The organism is Vibrio sp. D420a (genome assembly GCF_030248625.1).
GTDB lineage: Bacteria > Pseudomonadota > Gammaproteobacteria > Enterobacterales > Vibrionaceae > Vibrio > Vibrio fortis_A.
In genome coordinates this window covers 95,761-115,237 of the sequence record NZ_JAHGAN010000002.1, presented here as the reverse complement: position 1 = coordinate 115,237, position 19,477 = coordinate 95,761, and the positions used below count along the sequence as shown (strand labels likewise).

The 19,477-nt window shown below is 43.7% G+C and carries 14 protein-coding genes; 2 read left to right on the top strand and 12 right to left on the bottom strand.

Annotated features, from left to right (window positions below; translation table 11 throughout):
- Positions 1–29: 29 nt before the first annotated feature.
- Complete coding sequence (locus tag KI743_RS01435; protein WP_285405583.1) at positions 30–1,070, bottom strand: PstS family phosphate ABC transporter substrate-binding protein; 1,041 nt, start codon at positions 1,068–1,070, stop codon at positions 30–32.
- Between the two features lie 650 nt (positions 1,071–1,720).
- Between KI743_RS01435 and KI743_RS01430 the strand changes: the two genes are divergently transcribed.
- Positions 1,721–3,625, top strand: coding sequence for a methyl-accepting chemotaxis protein (locus KI743_RS01430; RefSeq protein ID WP_373417776.1), 1,905 nt, complete (start codon positions 1,721–1,723; stop codon positions 3,623–3,625).
- Positions 3,626–3,831: 206 nt separating this feature from the next.
- Positions 3,832–4,083: a hypothetical protein gene (locus KI743_RS01425; RefSeq protein WP_032552385.1), complete on the top strand. Its 252-nt coding sequence runs from the start codon at positions 3,832–3,834 to the stop codon at positions 4,081–4,083.
- 15 nt (positions 4,084–4,098) lie between these two features.
- On the opposite strand, the gene KI743_RS01420 is transcribed toward KI743_RS01425, so the two are convergent.
- From KI743_RS01420 to yejF, 11 genes are all read right to left on the bottom strand, one after another.
- Positions 4,099–4,629, bottom strand: a complete 531-nt coding sequence (locus KI743_RS01420) for an RNA-binding S4 domain-containing protein (RefSeq protein WP_032552384.1) — start codon at positions 4,627–4,629, stop codon at positions 4,099–4,101.
- Positions 4,630–4,707: 78 nt separating this feature from the next.
- A complete protein-coding gene (locus KI743_RS01415) occupies positions 4,708–5,997 on the bottom strand; it encodes an ATP-binding protein (RefSeq protein ID WP_285464432.1) in 1,290 nt (429 codons plus the stop codon).
- A gap of 15 nt (positions 5,998–6,012) precedes the next feature.
- On the bottom strand, positions 6,013–6,717 hold the full coding sequence (locus KI743_RS01410; protein ID WP_285464430.1) for a response regulator transcription factor: 705 nt from the start codon (positions 6,715–6,717) through the stop codon (positions 6,013–6,015).
- Between the two features lie 259 nt (positions 6,718–6,976).
- Positions 6,977–10,912, bottom strand: coding sequence for a zinc-dependent metalloprotease (locus KI743_RS01405; RefSeq protein WP_285464428.1), 3,936 nt, complete (start codon positions 10,910–10,912; stop codon positions 6,977–6,979).
- Between the two features lie 66 nt (positions 10,913–10,978).
- A complete protein-coding gene (locus KI743_RS01400) occupies positions 10,979–11,818 on the bottom strand; it encodes a hypothetical protein (RefSeq protein ID WP_285464425.1) in 840 nt (279 codons plus the stop codon).
- A 34-nt stretch (positions 11,819–11,852) separates the two neighbouring features.
- Positions 11,853–12,686, bottom strand: coding sequence for an ABC transporter ATP-binding protein (locus KI743_RS01395; RefSeq protein ID WP_285464423.1), 834 nt, complete (start codon positions 12,684–12,686; stop codon positions 11,853–11,855).
- Positions 12,686–13,558, bottom strand: a complete 873-nt coding sequence (locus KI743_RS01390; protein WP_285464421.1) for an ABC transporter ATP-binding protein — start codon at positions 13,556–13,558, stop codon at positions 12,686–12,688. The genes KI743_RS01395 and KI743_RS01390 overlap by 1 nt, the downstream gene beginning before the upstream one ends.
- Before the next feature lie 13 nt (positions 13,559–13,571).
- Positions 13,572–15,395, bottom strand: coding sequence for an extracellular solute-binding protein (locus KI743_RS01385; protein ID WP_285464419.1), 1,824 nt, complete (start codon positions 15,393–15,395; stop codon positions 13,572–13,574).
- 16 nt (positions 15,396–15,411) lie between these two features.
- The gene (locus KI743_RS01380) at positions 15,412–16,455 is read right to left on the bottom strand and encodes an ABC transporter permease (RefSeq protein ID WP_152470687.1); all 1,044 of its coding nucleotides are present in this window, start codon (positions 16,453–16,455) and stop codon (positions 15,412–15,414) included.
- Positions 16,456–16,472: 17 nt separating this feature from the next.
- Entirely contained in the window at positions 16,473–17,498 is a 1,026-nt protein-coding gene (locus KI743_RS01375; RefSeq protein ID WP_032552373.1) for an ABC transporter permease subunit, read from the bottom strand.
- Between the two features lie 374 nt (positions 17,499–17,872).
- Positions 17,873–19,471 carry a microcin C ABC transporter ATP-binding protein YejF gene (gene yejF / locus KI743_RS01370; protein WP_373417775.1) on the bottom strand — a complete coding sequence of 533 codons (1,599 nt, stop codon included), beginning with the start codon at positions 19,469–19,471 and terminating at the stop codon, positions 17,873–17,875.
- Positions 19,472–19,477: the final 6 nt, after the last annotated feature.

Genomic DNA, 19,477 nt, shown 5'->3' with positions numbered 1-19,477 from the left:
AAAAAGGCTCCCCGTTCATTCACGATGGATTATAGGTTTGGCTTAAGCTCTGTGCCTGCAGCGCGAACCAGTTTCCAATCTCTTGCAGAAAGTGGGATAAGACCACGGTCAGCTAGGTAACCTTCGTCACCAATAGCTTGCTCAGAAGTGAACGCAGCAACGTACTCTTTAAGACCAGGAATTGTGTCTTTGTGCGCTTCTTTCACGTAGAAGTACAGAGAGCGAGATACTGGGTACTCACCAGAACCAATCGCCTCAAATGTTGGCTCAACACCATTTACGATTGATGGTTGAACCTTGTCTGCGTTTTCTTCAAGGAAAGAGTAACCAAATACGCCGACAGCATTCGGGTTTGCAGCCAGCTTCTGAACGATTAGGTTATCGTTCTCACCCGCTTCGATGTAGCCGCCGTCTTCACGTACAGAGTGACAAACCGCTTTGTATTTCTTCTTGTCAGTCTTTTTAAGTGCTTTGATTTCAGGGAAAGTCTTACAACCGCCTTCAAGTGCAAGCTCAGCAAATGCATCACGCGTACCTGATGTTGGTGGTGGACCAAGAACTTCAATCTTGATGTTTGGAAGAGCTGGGTTCACCTCTTTCCATGTCTTGTATGGGTTCTCTACTAGGTTGCCGTTTGCATCAGGCACCATTTTCGCTACGCCTTTGTAAACGTCTTGTAGAGACAGTTCAAATTGCTCAGCTTTTTTAGAGTTAGCTAAAACGATGCCGTCAAAGCCAATCTTAATTTCAACAATGTCGTTAACACCGTTTTTAGCACACAATTCAACTTCTGAAGATTTAATCTTACGAGAAGCATTGGTGATATCTGGTGTATTTTCACCGATACCCGCACAAAATAGTTTTAAACCGCCGCCTGAACCTGTTGATTCAATTTTTGGCACCGGATAAGAAGAAGTACGGCCAAATCGCTCTGCAACAACAGTCGCGAATGGGAATACAGTCGATGAACCAACAATACTGATATAGTCACGAGATGCAGCATTAGCAACACCACCTGTAGCCATTGTCAGAGCAACCGTTGTAGTAGCAATAAGCGCTTTAATTTTCACATCAACCTCCAAGTTGATAAATGAATTAATGGAGTTAAACATCTGTAATCATTAAGATGCTGAATAATCAGTTCGATTTATGTTTTGAACTGCAACAATTCAACCAAAGGCTTGTGACATATTTATTGCACAAAAATTAATCATAAGTTACATATCTATAAATCATCAATCACATTCATAAAGCCAAGCATAGCCAAGGCCAGTGAAACCATAAACCATTGAATTTAAAGAGAAACATCAAATGTCCGGTAATAAAAACTAACATTTACTATTTAGTTTTGACGACTAAACACCAACAAAAAGTTTGCGTAACGATAGTTCATTAGAATGATTACCTAGAAACATTTAAATAAAAAAAGCAATCTAACAAAAATAAACAGCAGCATTTTGATTAAATACATTGAACAACAATATGCATTCATTAAAGGTTCATATACACCGACTAACCTCCTGAATTTGTGAATGAATAACCTGCGAATAATAATTAAAACGTCGCCATATTATTCATACCTTCAATTCAAAGTTAAATGGAACTAACTATTGAGGTCCTAATGCATTTATCCATTATTCAACGAATTATCATTGGCTTTGGTATCGTTATAACTTTTGTTGTGGCCATTAGTGTTTTTGCTTATTTCAATCAGAGTAAAATGGCACAACAACTTGAACTCGCTTCCGTAAAAATGACTAACCTCCTAGCTCAGTCAAATCTATTAGGTCAGAACTTACAGAATGTAAATCGTGCTGTATTGGTACATGCAAATACAGATTCGGTTGCTAATCGTAATAAGTTGGAACAAGAGTTTTATGAAGAGAAACAGAGATATTTGAGTAACTATCAAGAGTTCTACAATCAGATAAGCCCGTTCCCTGCCCTTCAAGCTCACCTTTCTGAACTCGATACCATCGCTCAGCGAATATTCATAGGGGCAGAACAACAGATAGACGTGAAAAACGGGCGCATGAGTGCGCGACACAAAACATCTCAAGAGCTAAATCAGTTTGATGAAAAATGGAAATTCTTCGAGCAAGACATCAGCGACCTAGCAGCTATAGCAAAAGCCAACAGACAACGCACCAATAACCGCAACCTGAACTACTTAGTCGCACAAGGAACAGGTGCTGACCGTTATCTGCAGAAGATCTACGCAATGGAAGATGTTGATGACGCTGAGGTGGTCAAAAAGGAATTAATCGCTCACATTGAAAGATTTAAAGATAAAGCAAAGCGAGTCCCTATCTCGATGCCAGAGAGTAAAGATAGCATCAGCTTCTATTTGAGCCAACTAATACGTGCCATTGAACAGCCGCAAGGGGTACTTCAACAACACCTTACCTATATTCAGCTAACAGCCACCAGCGAACAACTTCTGCGCCAGCTTGCTGCAGACATGGACAGTGCCATAAACAGCTTTGAGCTTATGGGAAGTGATATCGGATCATTGGTAAGCCAAACCGCTGATGAAGCACAGCAAGACTCAAACAGAGCACTACTCCTTAACGCTTCACTGGCCGTGATTTCTACTCTTATTGCCCTAGCCATCTCGTCGACGATTGTATTATCGATAAAGAGGCCACTACGTAAGATTGTTGAAGCACTCGACAAGCTGACTTCCGGCGATCTTACTCATCGTATTGAAACGGGTTTTCAATCTGAACTGGGTGCCATCGCTCTCAATATCAACGCGTTAGGTTCTCAGCTAAGTAACGTAATCACCCAAGTTCAACAGTCTGCAGACACATTGAGCGATGTCGCCAATGAAAGCCACATATTGAGCAATAAAACCAACATTGACGTCGCTAAGCAGCAGAAACAGACCGACACCATTCGTCAATCGGTAACGGAAATGAAGATAGCCATCGACAGTGTCTCCAGCTCAGCCAAAGAGACCAGTGATGAAGTAGATAAAATCACAGTGTTAGCTCACAACAACATGGACAGCATGCAGCAAAATCTGACCTTTGTTAGCCAGTTGCAGAGCTCGCTAGTCGAAGCAACCGATGTTATTCATCAACTCTCAAATGAATCTCGCCAAATTGGAGATATTCTCACGGTGATTCAATCAATCTCTGAGCAAACCAACCTATTGGCACTCAATGCTGCGATTGAAGCGGCTCGCGCCGGAGAACAAGGACGAGGATTCGCCGTAGTCGCAGATGAAGTACGCTCGCTAGCAACTCGAACGCAAAGCTCTGCTAATGACATTGATACAATGATCAGCAACCTTCAGTCTCAAGCCGAAAACGCGGTAATGCTAGTAGAGAACAATCTAAAAAAAGCTGCCGCATCAGTAAATCAAACCAATCTCAGCAACCAATCGTTGGATATTATGGTCACAAGGCTCTCAACCATTAATGAAATGAGCCGCCACATAGCTGATGAATCAATAAAACAGAGCAATGTTGCACAGGAAGTCATGAGTAACATCGCTTATATATCCAAAAAAGCCGTCAGTATTGCCGAAGAAGTCAATCAGTCAGCGCGCAACAGTGAGTCCTTAAATGAGTTATCTAGTCGCCAGAGTGAATTAATTTCGCACTTCGTCATTCGTTGAGCCTAGCTCTATTCACCTTAATGACTCAACCAAAACAAAAACCGGGCTATTCATCCATGGCCCGCTTTTTACTTTGCATTTGCTAACCATATCAGCACGACGCTCTATAAACCTGTAAACGAAACGCGACAATAACGTCACAAATCTGTCATCTCTCGCCTGTAGATTACCCTGCGAAGTTTAACTAAACCTCTGATTAAGAAGATATGTCACAGGCAAAACACCCTTTAGACAACAAAATCATCGCCCTATTGCAACAGCGCGGCATGATCAAAAGTGAAGCGAAAACACGCCTGAAGAAGCAGGTTTATAAGTTGCAGGCTTCAGAAGTGAATCAGATCAACAACTATTCCAATCACTTTGGCTTGAACGCAAAACAGAAACTGATTGATGAGATATTGGATATCAGACGCGAGGCGATGATTTCTAGCCTCACATCTGAAAAAGGTAGGATCTAACTTAAAGTCACTTGATTAGAAGAAGTCGATAGAGTTACGACCACTCTTCTCATCACGTTGTGGCTTTGACTTCTCGTTTTGAGCCTTAGGCTTATTGGTAGATTTGTTCTTCTGTTTACGTGGCTCAGCGGAAGCACTCAAATTTTGGCCTTGATTAGCGCTCTTATTTTTCTGCTTAGAAGAACGCTTAGATTTATGCTGCTGTTTAGGCTCTTCTTTTTTCTTTGGTTTCTCAACCACTTCTTGAACAGGCTGATCACAACAAACCACGTAGTACTCTTGGTTGAACTCAAAGAAGTCACCATCGTACATTTTGCGACGCTTACGAGTTTCTAGCTCACCATTTACCGCAACGTAACCTTCAGAAATCACGTGCTTGGCCTCACCGCCACCGCCAACTAGGTTAGCGATCTTAAAGACTTTATATAGCTCGATAGGTTGTGATGAGACGTCAACACCAATCGCTTCAATCTCAATCTCTTCGCCTTCTTCGCCATACTGATCCACTTCATCGTAATCAGCGTCTTCGTAGTATTCTTGGTCCATGATGAACTTACCTAAAACATGTTCTTTATCGTATGCAGCGCAGTGTAATGGGAAACCAACAAAATAACCATCTTCTATTTACGCCTCAACACGAGGGAAAGAGAGCGCAAAGCAAGCACCATCAAGATAACTCTCTCCCACGGTCACTTGAGCCTGATGACGTTCACACACCTGCTTTACAATAGCAAGGCCTAGTCCATGTCCAGTTTTACCTTTATTCCTTGCTGCATTTGCGCTGTAGAAAGGATCAAACAAGAATGGCCAGTGCTCCGACTCAACACCTTTGCCATCATCATGCACTTCAACCACAACTTCCCCATCGTTATACCAAAGCTCAATCACAATCTTCGAATCAGCGAACTTAAATGCGTTACGTACAATGTTGTCTACGGCGCGATTAAACAGTTTGAGGTCAACGTTCAAAGGGACAGACTCTTTAAGAGGCACCTTTACGAGGTCAAGCGTAGTCTCTTTTTCCCATATGGCACATCGCTCATCCAGCCAGTTATTCATATCGACAGGCTGCAACTGAAGTTCAGAGCCCCCTCGCTCCAGTCGCGAGTAGTAAAGCAGCTCATCGACCATGTCTTCCATCTCTTCGGTGTCAGCAAGAATGCGAGCTATTGCCTTCGACTGTTTGTCCGTAGGATCCAAATCGCTCAATAGCTCTGCTTGCCATTGAATACGAAAAATCGGTGTTCTCAGCTCATGAGCAACAGCATTGGTCAGAGATTTATTACTGTTGATTAGGTCGCGAATCTTATCCGCCATCACGTTAAAACTGCGGTTAAGCGTACCAAGCTTAATGCTATTTTTCTCGGAGGCGCGCTGCATCAATTCGCCATTAGAAAACGCAACCGTAACCAATTCTAAATTCTTCAAACGACGTTTGATTCGCCACACTAAGAAAAGACCACTGAAGGCAAAGCCTGTAATGGCAAACACCCAAATGAATCGGTTCTCGGTCTTTATCTTTTTCCTTAGGAAAGAGTCTTTGTTGTCCGATAATTCGTACACGCTTTGACTGCCAGGTAAGCGCAGCCAAAGAAAGTCTTCTTCATGGTAGTACACGTTTACATCTGGATTACTGAATGCTTTTTGAACCATTTTAGGTGCGGCTTCAAAATCTACAATACGAAGATTTTGGCGCGTTTTTTCCGCATAGTTTGTCAAAATGGTTTCGGTTTCGACTATTCCCTTCTCGCTCGCAATCATGCTAATCAGCTCTTGGTAAGCTTCTGCTTGATGATCGCGCAGGATGTACTCGTAGTCGGTACCCAGCTTATAAACGACAAAAGCGTACGAATAGATACTGATGAGGAAGATTAGCGTCAGACCCACCAAGTATTCAAAATAGATTCTTCTCATTAAGAAAAGTCGCCTTTACCAGCGTTCAGGAACAAATAGATAGCCTTTACCGCGAACCGTAATGATCTTTTTCGGTGGCATAGTGATGTCATTCAGCTTCTTACGAAGAATCACGATTTTATTATCGATAAAGCGATCGACACCATCGTATTCAATCCCTCGAATCTCCTGAGTTAGATAGTTACGTGACAAGACCTGCTCAGGTGAAGACGCCAATAACCAAAGCAGCTCAAACTCACTCTCGGCAATTGGAATATCTTGGCCAGCATGAACACATGATTTAGTCGCCTTGTTGAGGGAAAGCTTGCCAAAGCTCAGTTCATTGCCATTACCTGTGGTATTTGGCTGGAGATCTTGAGTTCGACGAAGCAGCATACGAACCCTTGCCAGCAAGACACGCTGTCGAACAGGCTTGCTAATAAAGTCATCTGCACCCGTTTCCAACGCCGCAACATGGTCAAAATCATCGTCACTGGCCGTTAAGATCAGAATCTTGCCATTGAATTGGCTGCGTATTTCACGACAAATAGTTAGTCCATCAACCTCTGGCAACATTAGATCCAGAAGTACAATGTCAGGTTGGATTGTTAAAATTTGCTCACTGGCAGTTGCCCCATCAGATATGGTGACAACATCAAATGATTGGCTCTCGAAATACTCTTGCAGCATTTCTCTTAGGACTGGATCGTCTTCCACGATCACTAATTTAGGGTTGGTCATAAATCCTTCTTACCGTGTTTCTTGCTACCCTTGTGAACCGCTTCCTTGATTTTGAATTCAGCACATTCGTCTTACATAGCTGTGATTTTTTAAAATTAATTTGGTTTCATAAAAATGATAGATATATCTATATAACATATAAATAACAGATAATGCAGCTAAAAATTCAATGTAATGCATTAATTTGATGAATAAAAAAGCCGGTTAGACTAGAAAGAATAACCGGCTCCAATTAACGACTTAGTTTATTACTTCCTAATTACTTTGTGTAACGTGGAAACTGTTCGAAAGCACGGCGGTATGTCACATACTCGTTCGAACTCCAAAGTCTTAGTTCTTCTGGGTCGTAGTCGTATACTTCTTTGTGAGCAGCATTGAGAGAACTTGTGTTGTTATCCGCAATTTGGTCACCAAAGATCTGTGCCACATCAAACATATTGTCTAGCTCGTCATCCTCAAACTTGCCAATCGCACTGTTTTGAGCGGTTTGCAGGCGAGCTAGAGAGTTACACTTGCGCTTCATGTGATCTTCATCAGACTCACCATCTACTTTAAAGCGTAGACACTTGTTGCCGTCTTCTTCGTACTCTTCGAACATTCTGTCGAACATTGTCCAGCGTGCGAAACCAGTCGTATCACGAAGCGCAACCAACGCATCTTTGTCACCTATCGCAATAATACGAGCTTCATTACGGTCACGTGTGTTTCTAAATACAGACAGCGCATTTCGAACTCGATATGGCAAGCCGTTTAGCTTCTCAACACGGGCTTTTTGATCATCTTGGTACAAGGCGCGTGAAGCGACAGCATTCGCAAGCGAGTTACGTGAGTTCAGCGAGTAGTTCACCCCTTTCCAAGTAAAGTTAATACCGTCTGGGTCAGCGGTTGAACTGTTAGCTAAGTTAATCGCGATTGAATCACTTAGACCACGAACAGAGTCACCAAGGCCATATTCATTCGCACGGTTATACTTAGATAAATTCGCTAACAACGTACCAAAGTAAGGAACTACAGTGTCTTGTGTTGCACCTTCAGTCCAATATTCAAAGGCATCTTGTCCTCCCAACACAAAGTAACGCTTCATTGGCCATAGGTATGAAGGTACCGCTTCAATCGTTTGAGTCATACTCGGCTGGTAACGAAGTACGGTTTCAACATAATCACCATTGCCATCAACGAAGATCGCTTGACGCGCTTCAGGTCGGCCAGCTAAATCTGACAGATGTGTGTACAACTTGGTGATCTTATCTGACAGATCAATCAACGCTAGACTTGAATTCTCTGTTGCGATGTACGGTGAGTCGCGACGAACCAACATTTGCGCAGCAAGCAGTTTGTCTGGCCACACACCCAGTAGATCAACTGAATTAGACGCAGTTTGGTACGGGTTGTTAGCCTTCAGGCTTGACCAAATATGACCATCACGCGTCTCAGAGCGCATCACAATCTCATTAGCTTGGTTCTTCAGCAGCTGAACAAGCTCCTCATCGAAACAGCTCGTTGGAACGTCTCGGTTCAGAGACATACCACTTTGGTACGTTAGCCAAAGATCAGACAGTTTTGCAAAGCGATAACGGTTCGGCACACCCTCAACACCACTTAGCTCTTCCAACTCACATACTTTATCTGGTGCTGTGAGTACATCTAAGAAGAAGTCAGCTGCTAGATTTGCCGCATTGTACGTATCACAAATAGGGCGTAAACCTGCGGACATGTTGTCAAGTGGCACTGGATTACCACGCCAATCTAAACAGTTGTTCTCTGCGATCTCTTCAAACACCTGCCCTTTGTTATTGGTAGTATCAGCACCAATGTAACGTGCGAAAATAAAATCGATTTCGCCGACGTTTTCTACAATGTCACGTATCTTCTGGAATTCATACATACGTTGCCAGAAGTATTCATATTGGTGATATTGAGAGAACCAATCACGACCATTTCGGCGGTTAGCCGTTTCGTAGCTGTCGTAATAACGCTGAATACGAAACTCCGTAATCTCGGTTAGCGATGTACCTTCATCAAAACGATCACAAGTTAAACTTGTCGTCGTATGCTCATCGGTACAGAAGCGGTAGCTCGCTAATTCTGGGATACCATCAGTACCTGCGTTAGCACGCAAGTGAGCAATAACACCGGTAGGATACGCATTGTAATCCTCTGTCATCTGGCGGTCGTACTCTGCCAATGAGTATGTCTTACGAACTTGAGCGCCTGTCTTATCACGAACTGATTCGCCAACAAATTCGTTGGTTTCAATCTCACGAGCGTAAGCGAACTTAAGTGCAGCCTTATCGTATTTACCAAAGACCAACAACTCATCAAAAATCGATGCACCGTAATCCATGATCGAGCTGTATGCTGCAGGTTTGCCTTGGTGACCTAAGCTACTTTGTGCCAACTCTTCGGTAGTGTAGAAGTGCGTCTTATCCACTGAGCCCATGAAGTTATGACGTAAACCTAAGTTATGGCCTAGCTCATGAATCAAAGTCGACTTAAACATATGCTCTGAGATCGCTTCACTTGCGAACTTCTGCTGCTCTAAGCTCAACTCATTCCATTTTTTCATGGTGTTTTGTTCAGCATCAGCAAAATAACCACCATCAGCGTAGTCAATACCAGCGATCAGACCTTTCGCATTAGTACTTAGCCACATTGCGTCTTCACTGTAGACGTTCTGCTCAGAGAAACGTTTCAGCATATCTTGACGTTTATAAAACGCTTTAAGCGCTGCATCTTGGTTGGTTACATCAAATTGATGGTTTAAATCAGCTTTTGGTAGTTCATTAATGAACTTGCCTTGACCAACAAATTCCATCTCACCTTCGGTAACTTGTGGAACGAATTGGTCTGGGCCTCGGTCAGCCGCGATCATGTCGTTAAACACATCAACATCAGTACGCTCAGCAACTACAGGTGCTGCATCACCATCAGCTTCACCACTGTCGGATTCACTCTCCACTTTCGGTGCCAGCTTAGCGATTTCTTGACGGTTATAGCGCATCGCCAAGTCATCCCAGTAACGACGAGTGGTAGTACGAATAACGCCTAAGTATTGGTTAACATGAGCGTGAATGATCTCGCCCGTTAGCGGGTTAGTTGCCGATGGACCATAACCCAACAAGCCATTATCTACCGGCTCATCAATCAGATTGAAAACGTTGTAACGTAAGTCACCAGATTGAATACCCGCTTTTTCATCGGTATTCACAATCTTGATTGGCGGCACACCGGTGCCTTCAAGTGACTCGTTGACCTCTTTCATCGTATCAATAGTCAGTTGACGGTAAACTTCGTTACCCTCTTTAAAATAGCTATCGCTTAGGTAGTAATCGATCGACTCTAGATTTGGGTTAAAACGATTGATGTAAGCGAAGCGCGAGCCTTGAACATCACTTTCGCCTGTGTGCGTTTTCACCGCCTTGCTGTCATTAAAAAAGCCGTAATACGCGCTGTCTTGGCCCTGATAATAAACTGGCTCGTAGTTTGAGCTCGCTAGCTTATCTAATTTAACTAGAGAGTAGAAAAAGCGAGTCTTGAATGACAAGTTTTCTAGACCACCAAACTCATACTGATCTTCTGGGTCAGCTGTAAATGTACGCTCTACCTCAACATTAATCACACCCTCTTCTGGGTTGTATTCATATGAGATAACACGTGGATCGGCGCTCTCTGATACGTTGCTAGCCGTGTACCATGTGCTTAGCGTATCTTCTGATAGTGATTCGATGTTTTCGTAATCAGGAATGAAGTGTGTCGCGGTTGTCCAGTCGACGCTCTCATCCGTGTTGATCTCTTCTTTATTGATACATTCGCCATAGGCATTTTCAGCACAGCGGTATTGTCTGAATTCACCTGGAATTTTCAGTACCGGTATACGGTTGATTTCAGAGTCCCAACGACTAGGTTCTAGAGAATCAACTTTATCGCGGTCTAGCGCTTCAACGTATATACCATTGGTTTCGTCAAAACGTAGCTTAACTAATTTCGGGTCGCCCTGAAAAAAACCACGCTGGGTTAACGCGTAACGCGGTGCTTCACCAGTTGAAGGCATGTACATCCACAATGATTCGGTATCTAGAGACTGAACGGTCATCTCTTTTGCGGATCTCTCGACTGTGTCATAGGCACGATCCTCGGCCCCACACCCACTGAGTACAGCGGCGATACTCGCTGCAATTATTGCTTTTCTAAACATAATGTCCCTGTATTTATAGTTATATCGTTTAGTAGATAACGATGTTTTTATTAATTAGCTCTCTCGCTAGAACTGATAATTAACCACTGCGTAATAGGTCATCTTTTTTAAATCAATCAGATCATTAAGCGGATTTTGCCCTTTATCTGGGTTGTAATAACTCACACTGTTAGTCATACCAACTGACATCGAAATACTCTCTGTCATTTGGTAACCAATTTCTTCTCCATGTAAAAGGGTCGGATCCAGTGAGTTACCCAGATAATTCCATGACTGCCTCGGCATAAAGAAAATATTTAGATAAAAGTCGTCTGCAAACGCATAATCCATGGAAACTTGATTGCTCAATCGGTACTCAATCAGTTGATGCCCACCAGCGGTTTTATATTCATGAAAGTTCTTTCTTAGTAGCAGCGTATTGCTCAGCGTTAGACCATCTAACACCTCATCAAATGCCGCACTCCAACGAAGTTTCACACGTGTTCCAAACTGCAGGTCCTCTCTTTCAGAAGTGTCTGAAGTCGGAAATATCGCCCTAATTTCACCACTTACCGAGGACCCTTCAGTCGGATTAAATAATCCGTTACGAGCCCAAGACAAGGAAGTGTCATTCAAGAACTGGCCGCGTGTACCATAAACATCACCGTCTTGTTGGTGATATCCAGATACCACGAGTTGCAATCGAGATTTTTCAGTAACGGCATAACGCAAAACACCCGTTGCTGACGCTACACGACTTGCTAAATAAGCACTGTCTTCAAAACCATTACGTGAGTAATCGGCGCTCACATAACCTGACCATGCACTTTTTTCATCACCTTCGGCCCACTCATCTTGCAAGTTATTTGCGAGCACAAGCGAGGGCGTTGCCAACAATAGAATTGGCAATAATTTTGTTTTATTCATACTGTCCTTCTGCTATTTAAATCCGTCTGCCCTTTTAATAGTTATTCGCCGCCTGAGTTGTTTTGTTTTTTATTCTTTGTGAAGGGTGCGTAATAGGAATCGCGGATAATAACTCCTTGGTATATTCATTCTTTGGTGATGAATACACCTCTATTGCGGTTCCCATTTCGACAATTTTCCCTTTTTTCATTACCGCTACATGGTCTGAAATATGTTTAACCACCGATAAATCGTGTGAGATAAATATGATGGATAGATTCATCTCCTTTTGTATCTTGAGCAGTAAATTCAATATCTGAGCTTGTACTGATACATCCAACGCCGATACTGACTCATCACAAATAAGTAGCTTCGGTTTCAACGCAATAGCTCTAGCAATGCCAATGCGCTGCCTTTGACCACCGGAAAACTCATGGGGATAGCGGTTTATCGCCGTGTGCGGCAAACCTATCTTGTCGAGTAGTTCCAATACCCACTGTTTTCGCTCGGCTGGAGTGCCAATACCATGAATCTTATAAGGTTCTTCGAGGATGCCACCTACTGTATGTCTCTGATTCAAAGACTCTAATGGATCTTGAAAGACAATCTGCATTTCACGGCGAAGCGGTCTCATCTGCTTTGAGTTCAAAGACGTGATCTCTTTACCCTCGAAGAAGATCTTTCCTTCCGTCGGTTCATACAACTTGAGAATGGTACGCCCAAGAGTGCTTTTACCGCATCCAGACTCGCCCACTAGCCCTAAGGTTTGACCTTGTTCTAAGCTGAACGAAACGCCATCGACGGCTTTGATTACATAACCTTTTTTAAAGACACCCTTACCCGTTAGGTAATACTGTTTTAACCCTTCGATTCTAAGTATTTCTGCCATTACGATGCCCCTTGGTATTCAGGAAAAAGTGACAGATCAATAGGGTCAATCTGTATTGCTTGCTTGGGTTCTGAATCTAAGCCGGGAATCAGGCCAAGCAATCTCTTGGTATAAGGGTGTTTCGGGTAATCAAAAAGCTCAAAAACATCTGCGTTTTCAACAATTCGTCCGTCATACATCACCGCAACGTCATCACAGATCTCAGCAACCACACCTAAGTCATGAGTAATGAAAATCATCGCCATGCCCGTCTCTTCCTGAAGCTCTTTCATAAGTTTGAGGATCGACGCTTGTACTGTCACATCCAACGCAGTGGTTGGTTCATCACAGATAAGTACGTCCGGCTTACAAGCCAGTGCCATTGCGATCATCACTCGCTGCCTCATACCACCAGAAAGGTTGTGTGGGTACTCTTGAAATCTAAGCTCAGGCATCGGAATTTTTACTTTTTCTAGCAAGCCGATTGCGTAGTCCACCTTGTCAGCCTTAGACATCTGGCGGTGGTGTAGATCAAGTACTTCTACTAATTGATTGCCAACCGTTTGAACTGGATTCAGCGCCGTCATTGGATCCTGGAAGATGATTGAGATGCGGTTGCCACGCATTTGGTACAAATCCTGCTCCACCATCTTGGTCAGATCCGTCTCACGATACCAAATCTCACCCGCTGTTACCTGCCCGTATGGTTTAGGTAACAGCCCCATAATCGACATTGATGTCACGCTTTTACCGCTGCCCGATTCACCCACTAAACCCAAGGTTCTACCCGCTTTAACGTCAAACGAGACACCTTTTAGGATCTTGACTGCGCCTTCATCGGTGCTGAATTCCACCTCTAAATCGCGTACTTTTAGTACTGTTTGTTGCTTCATTTAATATTGCGCCCTATAGCCTGTAACGGTCGTCAATCACAGTGACAGGTTCGAACGTTTCGCCCTCTTTGTAAGCCAACTGAGTTTGTTGTTTTAATTCGGTATCAATCCAGAAGTTACTGGTGCCTAGAATGTTGAACATCGCACCGGTTTTCTTCGTCATTGGGTTATTTGGAAACTTAACCCAACGCCAGTGTGCATCGCGTGTATAAGGCACCATGTAGCCTGGTACAATCACGTAAGCATTTGAGATTGCTTTTTGAATCTCTTTAGAAAGCTGGTGTTTTTTGTCAGCATCAAATTCAGATTTGAATGCTTCAATCTTGCGGTCCAACTCTGGCGAACTGTAGTTAGTGTGATTGTTGGTCTGTACTCGGTTTGCATTACTCGAGTGAAAATACTCTTTGTATGCCGGAAGCTCACCACCACCCATATTCAGAAATGCAAGTTGATGCTTTTTCTCTAGGATGTATTTAAATGCCGCAGAGCCATCTACAAGGTTCAGGTTAAGCTCTAAACCCGCTAGCTTGGCTTGCTCTTTGAGATACGCGATACGAGGAGTCCAGATGTTGTAACCATAAGTAATCTTAAAGCTGAGACGCTCACCGTTTTTATTGACTCGAATACCATCAGGGCCAATGTTGGTAAAGCCAGCCGCTTCGAAATAACCAATAGCCAGCTCAGGTTCAAACGCAGGCGCTTTCGCATCTGGCAGGTCGTAATCACCATGACCGAAACCCATAGCGTGAGGCTTACGTGAATAGTCACCGCGAAGTACGTTCTTGATCATGCCATCGAAGTCGGTGGCGAAAGTGATCCCTTTACGAACATTGATATCATTTAGCAACGGCATTGAAGTGTTCATCCACAGACCGCCCGCACCTTGTGGTGTTTGGTTAAAGCCCCAAAACTTTTGAATGTAACCTTTTGTGAAAGGTTCTGAGTCCGTCTTCTCATGCCACATTTGCGGAAGAACCATAGCAAAGGTGTCTAATTTACCCTTCTCAAAGTGTTTACGTGCAATATCCGAATCGCGAATCACCTTGATACGCAGTTTGTCGACATTAAAACGGTTCTGGTAATACTTGTTGTCGTATCCCCACCAATCATCACCAACGTGTTTAAAGGTGATACTGCGACCTTTATTGATCTTAGAGATGTAGTAAGGCGACGTCGTTGGTTCAGCTTTAAAGTTGAATTTACGAACAAAGTTATCGTCCATACCATCGCCATTTTGATCATTGATATTGGCAAAATAGTGCTGCGGGCGCGGTTGCAAGCCGTGGCTAGGTGTATTGAGTAGCACCATAAGCTCATCATTACTTTTTGGCTCAGAGACAGTGATAGAGATTGTGTAGTCATCGAACTTCTCGACACTTTCGATACTGTTTCTGAAGAAATCGTTGTACCAAGGATCGATAATGTCCTTAGAACGGTAGTACGTCAGCATGAACAGGTAATCATCTGCCGTCACCGCTTCACCATCAGACCATTTGGCTTTTGGATTCAACTTAAAGTAAGCCGTTTTGTAGTCATCCGAAAACGCCCACTCATCAGCAAGTTGAGGGATCCACTTACCCGTATTTGGGTGACGTTGAGCAAGCTTTGGCGTGCCATCCATAATGTAAAAGCGAATACCCGAGTTCGCGTCAGGGCCGACAGAGCGAAGAGTTTGTGGAAAGCTCAACATGTAACTACGCAGAGTTCCACCACGTTTAGCCTCGTCCGACGCAAAAACAGGGTCTTGCCAGTTGCTCTGCCATTGCAGGTCGCTCGGTAGTGTGGCTGCCTGAGCCAAACCACTGAACAGCAGTGAAATAAGTGCAAATCTATACATGATTACTTCCTTGTTTCTATCTATATAGAGTGTATTTTTTCGGGTCGAAGGCGGTGCGAATGGCCTCACCAATGAAGGTCACCATGACCAACACAGAAACAATCGCTGTTACCACAGACACAACAATCCATGGTGAATCCAAGTTCGACTTCCCTTGCTGTAACAGCTCTCCCCAACTAGGTGTTGGTGGAACAAGGCCAAGGCCCAGATAATCCAACGCCGTAAGCGCAGTAATGTTCGCTGCAATAGTGAAAGGTGCTAGCGTCACTATCATCACCATGGTATTGGGCAAGATATGGTGGAAAATGATCCTTGCAGTGGAAGCACCTAAAGCTTTGGCAGCCAACACGTACTCTCGCGCTGACTCCTTGTATGTCATGGTTCGCATGTACCAGGTAATACCCATCCAACTGAATGCCACGTTGATCAGGACGAACAGCATAAAGGTGGGTTGCGCTATGGAAACCAAAATCATAATTACGTAGAGGAACGGCACCATTGACCACGTTTCAATCAGCCTTTGCACCACTAAATCGAATTTCCCACCAAAGAATCCCATTGCACAGCCAACCGTGACACCAATGACGTAGGCGATGCTCATTGTCAGCAAAGCAAAGCCCATCGCAGTTCGAAAGCCGTAGACCAAACGGGCAAGGATATCGCGACCAATAACGTCGGTGCCTAGATAATGTTGCGATTCAAAATCCGGAGCATTAGGCGGAAAATTGCCTGAAAAGTCCTGTTCAAATGCATTCCAAGGAACCAATGGCAATAACACGAAGTCGCCATTGTTCTCATATTCAAAGTTCTGCTGCAGGTCGCGATAGTTAGTTTCTGCCGCATAGTCCAAGCCAAAAGTGCTGCCTGAATACACATCGGAAAAAATTGGGAAGAAGTACTCGCCTTGGTAACGCACAACGAGCGCTTTGCTATTAATCAGCACTTCTGCACACAGAGACAAAATCAATAGTGTCGACAACAACATAAGTGACCAGTAGCCACGCTTGATCTCTTTGAAGCGCTTGATCTGTTTTCTGGTTAACGGGTTAATAGTGAACATATTTAATCCAGACATGATTACGCTCCAAACTTCACACGAGGATCGACAAGCGCAACGCACACATCAGATAAAATATTGCCAAGTAGCAGTACCAATGCGTTAATCGCAACAATACCCATCACCACCGGATAATCTCGCTCTACAATCGATTCGTAACCTAGCAAACCGATGCCATTGATATCGAAGATCACTTCAATCAAGAATGAGCCCGTCATGAAAAACAGTAGTGAGTTACCAAAGTGGCTCGCAATCGGAATCAAGCTATTGCGAAGCGCATGCTTACGAATGGCTTGTCTAAATGGCAGACCTTTAGCAATCGCGGTTCGAATGTAATCCGATGACAGGTTCTCCATTAGGTTATTTTTCATGGTCATGGTTAACGTGGCGAAATCACCAATTAAGTAACAAATCAGAGGCAGCACTGCATGCCAGAGGATGTCTGTCACCTGCTCTGACAATGTGGTGAAATCATCAAAATCATCGTCGACAAACCCACCCATCGGGAACCACTCTAAGTGGTAGCTAAACAAAGTGATAAGCAGAACACCCACTACGTAACCTGGTAATGCGTATCCAACAAAAATCATGATTGACGAAGCGGAGTCAAAAACGCTGCCGTGCTTCAAGGCCTTGTAATAGCCAAGTGGGATCGAAATGAAGTAACTGATGAAGAAAGTGATGCCGCCATACATCGCAGACACTGGCAGTCGCTCAAAGATCATCTCAGTAACTGGCTCGTAGTAACGAGTCGATTCACCTAAGTCGAATTGAACCAAGCGTGACAGCCAATCTAGGTAAGCTTCTGTTACGGGTTTATCTAAACCGTAAAACTTATTTAAGTCTGCCAACTGTTCTTCTGAAAGTGCGGAGTTTTGGCCCACTACAGCGCTCGCCGAAGCACCATCACCTTGCGGCTGCATATTTGCTAGCATGCGCTCCACCGGACCACCCGGCACAAAGCGGGTAATCGCGAAGATGAGTATTGTGATCCCTAGAAACGTCGGCACAACTAACGCGAAACGCTTCAATAAATATGCAACCATTTTATTTAGCCAAACTCCATTTATAACAACTGAGCATCAATATAATTAATGATAAAAAGTAGTCAAATGGTTACATTCGTGTACAAAAGGTTACAAAGAGCCCAATAAAAACAGGCATAAAAATACATTAAATCAATCACTTATACTAGATCAAAAACTCAAACCAAACGTTTGCATTTTGTTTAGCTACAAACAGAGAATTTGAGAATTGCGCAGTCTGCTACAAAACTAGCTTATGTATCATTCAGCTTGGTTGGTTTTCAGTTGGTGAATCGGTGAACTAAGTAATTGAAAGAAATGGAAATGAAGAAACGAAAAAGCCCGATATCTTTAAATATCGGGCTTGATGCACAAAAGCGACAAATGAGCTGTGTTTAAGAGCCTACATTAGACAAAGAAACCAACTGCTGGGTGTATTCATGTCGAGGGTTAGAAAAAAGCTGTTCTGTTTTGCCCTTTTCAATCACCTCTCCCGCTTTCATCACAATGGTGTAATGGCAAAGTGATTTAACAACGTTCAAATCATGACTGATAAATAGGTACGTCAGCTGATACTTTTCCTGTAGCGATTTCAGGAGCTCCAATACTTGCGCTTGAACTGTTCGATCCAAAGAGGACGTCGGCTCATCCAGTAAAATAAACTCTGGCTTGAGTACCAAGGCTCGTGCGATCGCGATCCGCTGCCTCTGCCCTCCTGAAAATTCATTCGGGTAGCGATGGCGCGTTTCAGGGTCTAAATCGACTTCCTTCATTACGTCACAAATGCGCTGGTCAAGTTCAGCTTCATCCAGTTCTTGGTGAACTCGTAAGCCCTCACCTATTACTTGCGCGACTGACATACGCGGGTTCAGTGCTGAGAACGGATCTTGAAACACTACCTGCATTCGACTTCGATACGGCAGCATCTCTTGACGATTCAACCCTTGGATTTGATTGCCATCGTATTGAATTGAACCTTCACTTTCGACCAGCTTCAGAATCGCCATACCTGTCGTCGACTTACCCGAGCCACTCTCTCCAACCAAACCGATTGAGTGCCCTTGCTTTAGGTCGAACTGCATATCAGTTACCGCTTTCACGTGTGAAATGGTGCGTTTAAACAAGCCACCTGTGATTGGGAACCACACTTTAAGCTGTTCAACATTAAGTAGTGAACTCGCATCAGCTGTAACAGGAACAGGCAAACCTTTAGGATCAGAATCAATCAGCTTTTTGGTATACGGATGCTTTGGTGTACTAAATAGCGAAACGCATTCACCCTCTTCAACTAACTCACCATCTTTCATAACAGCAACACGGTCAGCAATTTTGCGTACGATACTCAAATCGTGAGTAATAAACAGCATCGCCATACCAAGCTCTTGTTGAAGGTCTTTGAGCAAGTCCAGTATCTGGGCTTGTACCGACACGTCCAATGCCGTCGTTGGTTCGTCAGCAATTAGCAACTCAGGCTCATTAATCAGAGCCATCGCAATCATTACCCTTTGACGTTCCCCGCCTGAGAGTTCATGAGGGTATGCGTTTATCTTCTGTTCTGGGTTACGAATACCAACCTTAGAAAGCCATTCAACAGCTAAGACTTGCGCTTTATTGGTTCGCATTCCACGGTGAATCGCTAAAGTCTCCACCAGCTGTTTACCCACTTTATGCAGTGGGTTCAGTGACACCATAGGCTCTTGGAAGATCATACCGATTCGCCCACCACGAATACCTCTCAGCTGACGTTCAGAACAGCTAAGGATATCGGTACCAGAAAAGTTCACACGCCCAGTTAGATAGTGAGACGAACCTTTTGGCAGTAGCTTCAACACTGAGTTAGCAGTCACCGATTTTCCAGAACCACTTTCGCCCACCAAGGCTAATGTTTCCCCTTTGTTTATCGACAAGGAGACATTGTGAGTGACTTGTTCAATGGCATTTTTACGACCAAAACCAACCGAGAGGTTTTCAATAGTCAGAACAGTATTATTCATTGTCAT

Coding starts and splice junctions, on each gene's coding strand:
- KI743_RS01430 (WP_373417776.1), top strand. CDS start 1,721: ATGGCACAACAACTTGAACTCGCTTCCGTAAAAATGACTAACCTCCTA.
- KI743_RS01425 (WP_032552385.1), top strand. CDS start 3,832: ATGTCACAGGCAAAACACCCTTTAGACAACAAAATCATCGCCCTATTG.
- KI743_RS01420 (WP_032552384.1), bottom strand. CDS start 4,629: ATGGACCAAGAATACTACGAAGACGCTGATTACGATGAAGTGGATCAG.
- KI743_RS01415 (WP_285464432.1), bottom strand. CDS start 5,997: ATGAGAAGAATCTATTTTGAATACTTGGTGGGTCTGACGCTAATCTTC.
- KI743_RS01410 (WP_285464430.1), bottom strand. CDS start 6,717: ATGACCAACCCTAAATTAGTGATCGTGGAAGACGATCCAGTCCTAAGA.
- KI743_RS01405 (WP_285464428.1), bottom strand. CDS start 10,912: ATGTTTAGAAAAGCAATAATTGCAGCGAGTATCGCCGCTGTACTCAGT.
- KI743_RS01400 (WP_285464425.1), bottom strand. CDS start 11,818: ATGAATAAAACAAAATTATTGCCAATTCTATTGTTGGCAACGCCCTCG.
- KI743_RS01395 (WP_285464423.1), bottom strand. CDS start 12,686: ATGGCAGAAATACTTAGAATCGAAGGGTTAAAACAGTATTACCTAACG.
- KI743_RS01390 (WP_285464421.1), bottom strand. CDS start 13,558: ATGAAGCAACAAACAGTACTAAAAGTACGCGATTTAGAGGTGGAATTC.
- KI743_RS01385 (WP_285464419.1), bottom strand. CDS start 15,395: ATGTATAGATTTGCACTTATTTCACTGCTGTTCAGTGGTTTGGCTCAG.
- KI743_RS01380 (WP_152470687.1), bottom strand. CDS start 16,455: ATGTTCACTATTAACCCGTTAACCAGAAAACAGATCAAGCGCTTCAAA.
- KI743_RS01375 (WP_032552373.1), bottom strand. CDS start 17,498: ATGGTTGCATATTTATTGAAGCGTTTCGCGTTAGTTGTGCCGACGTTT.
- yejF (WP_373417775.1), bottom strand. CDS start 19,471: ATGAATAATACTGTTCTGACTATTGAAAACCTCTCGGTTGGTTTTGGT.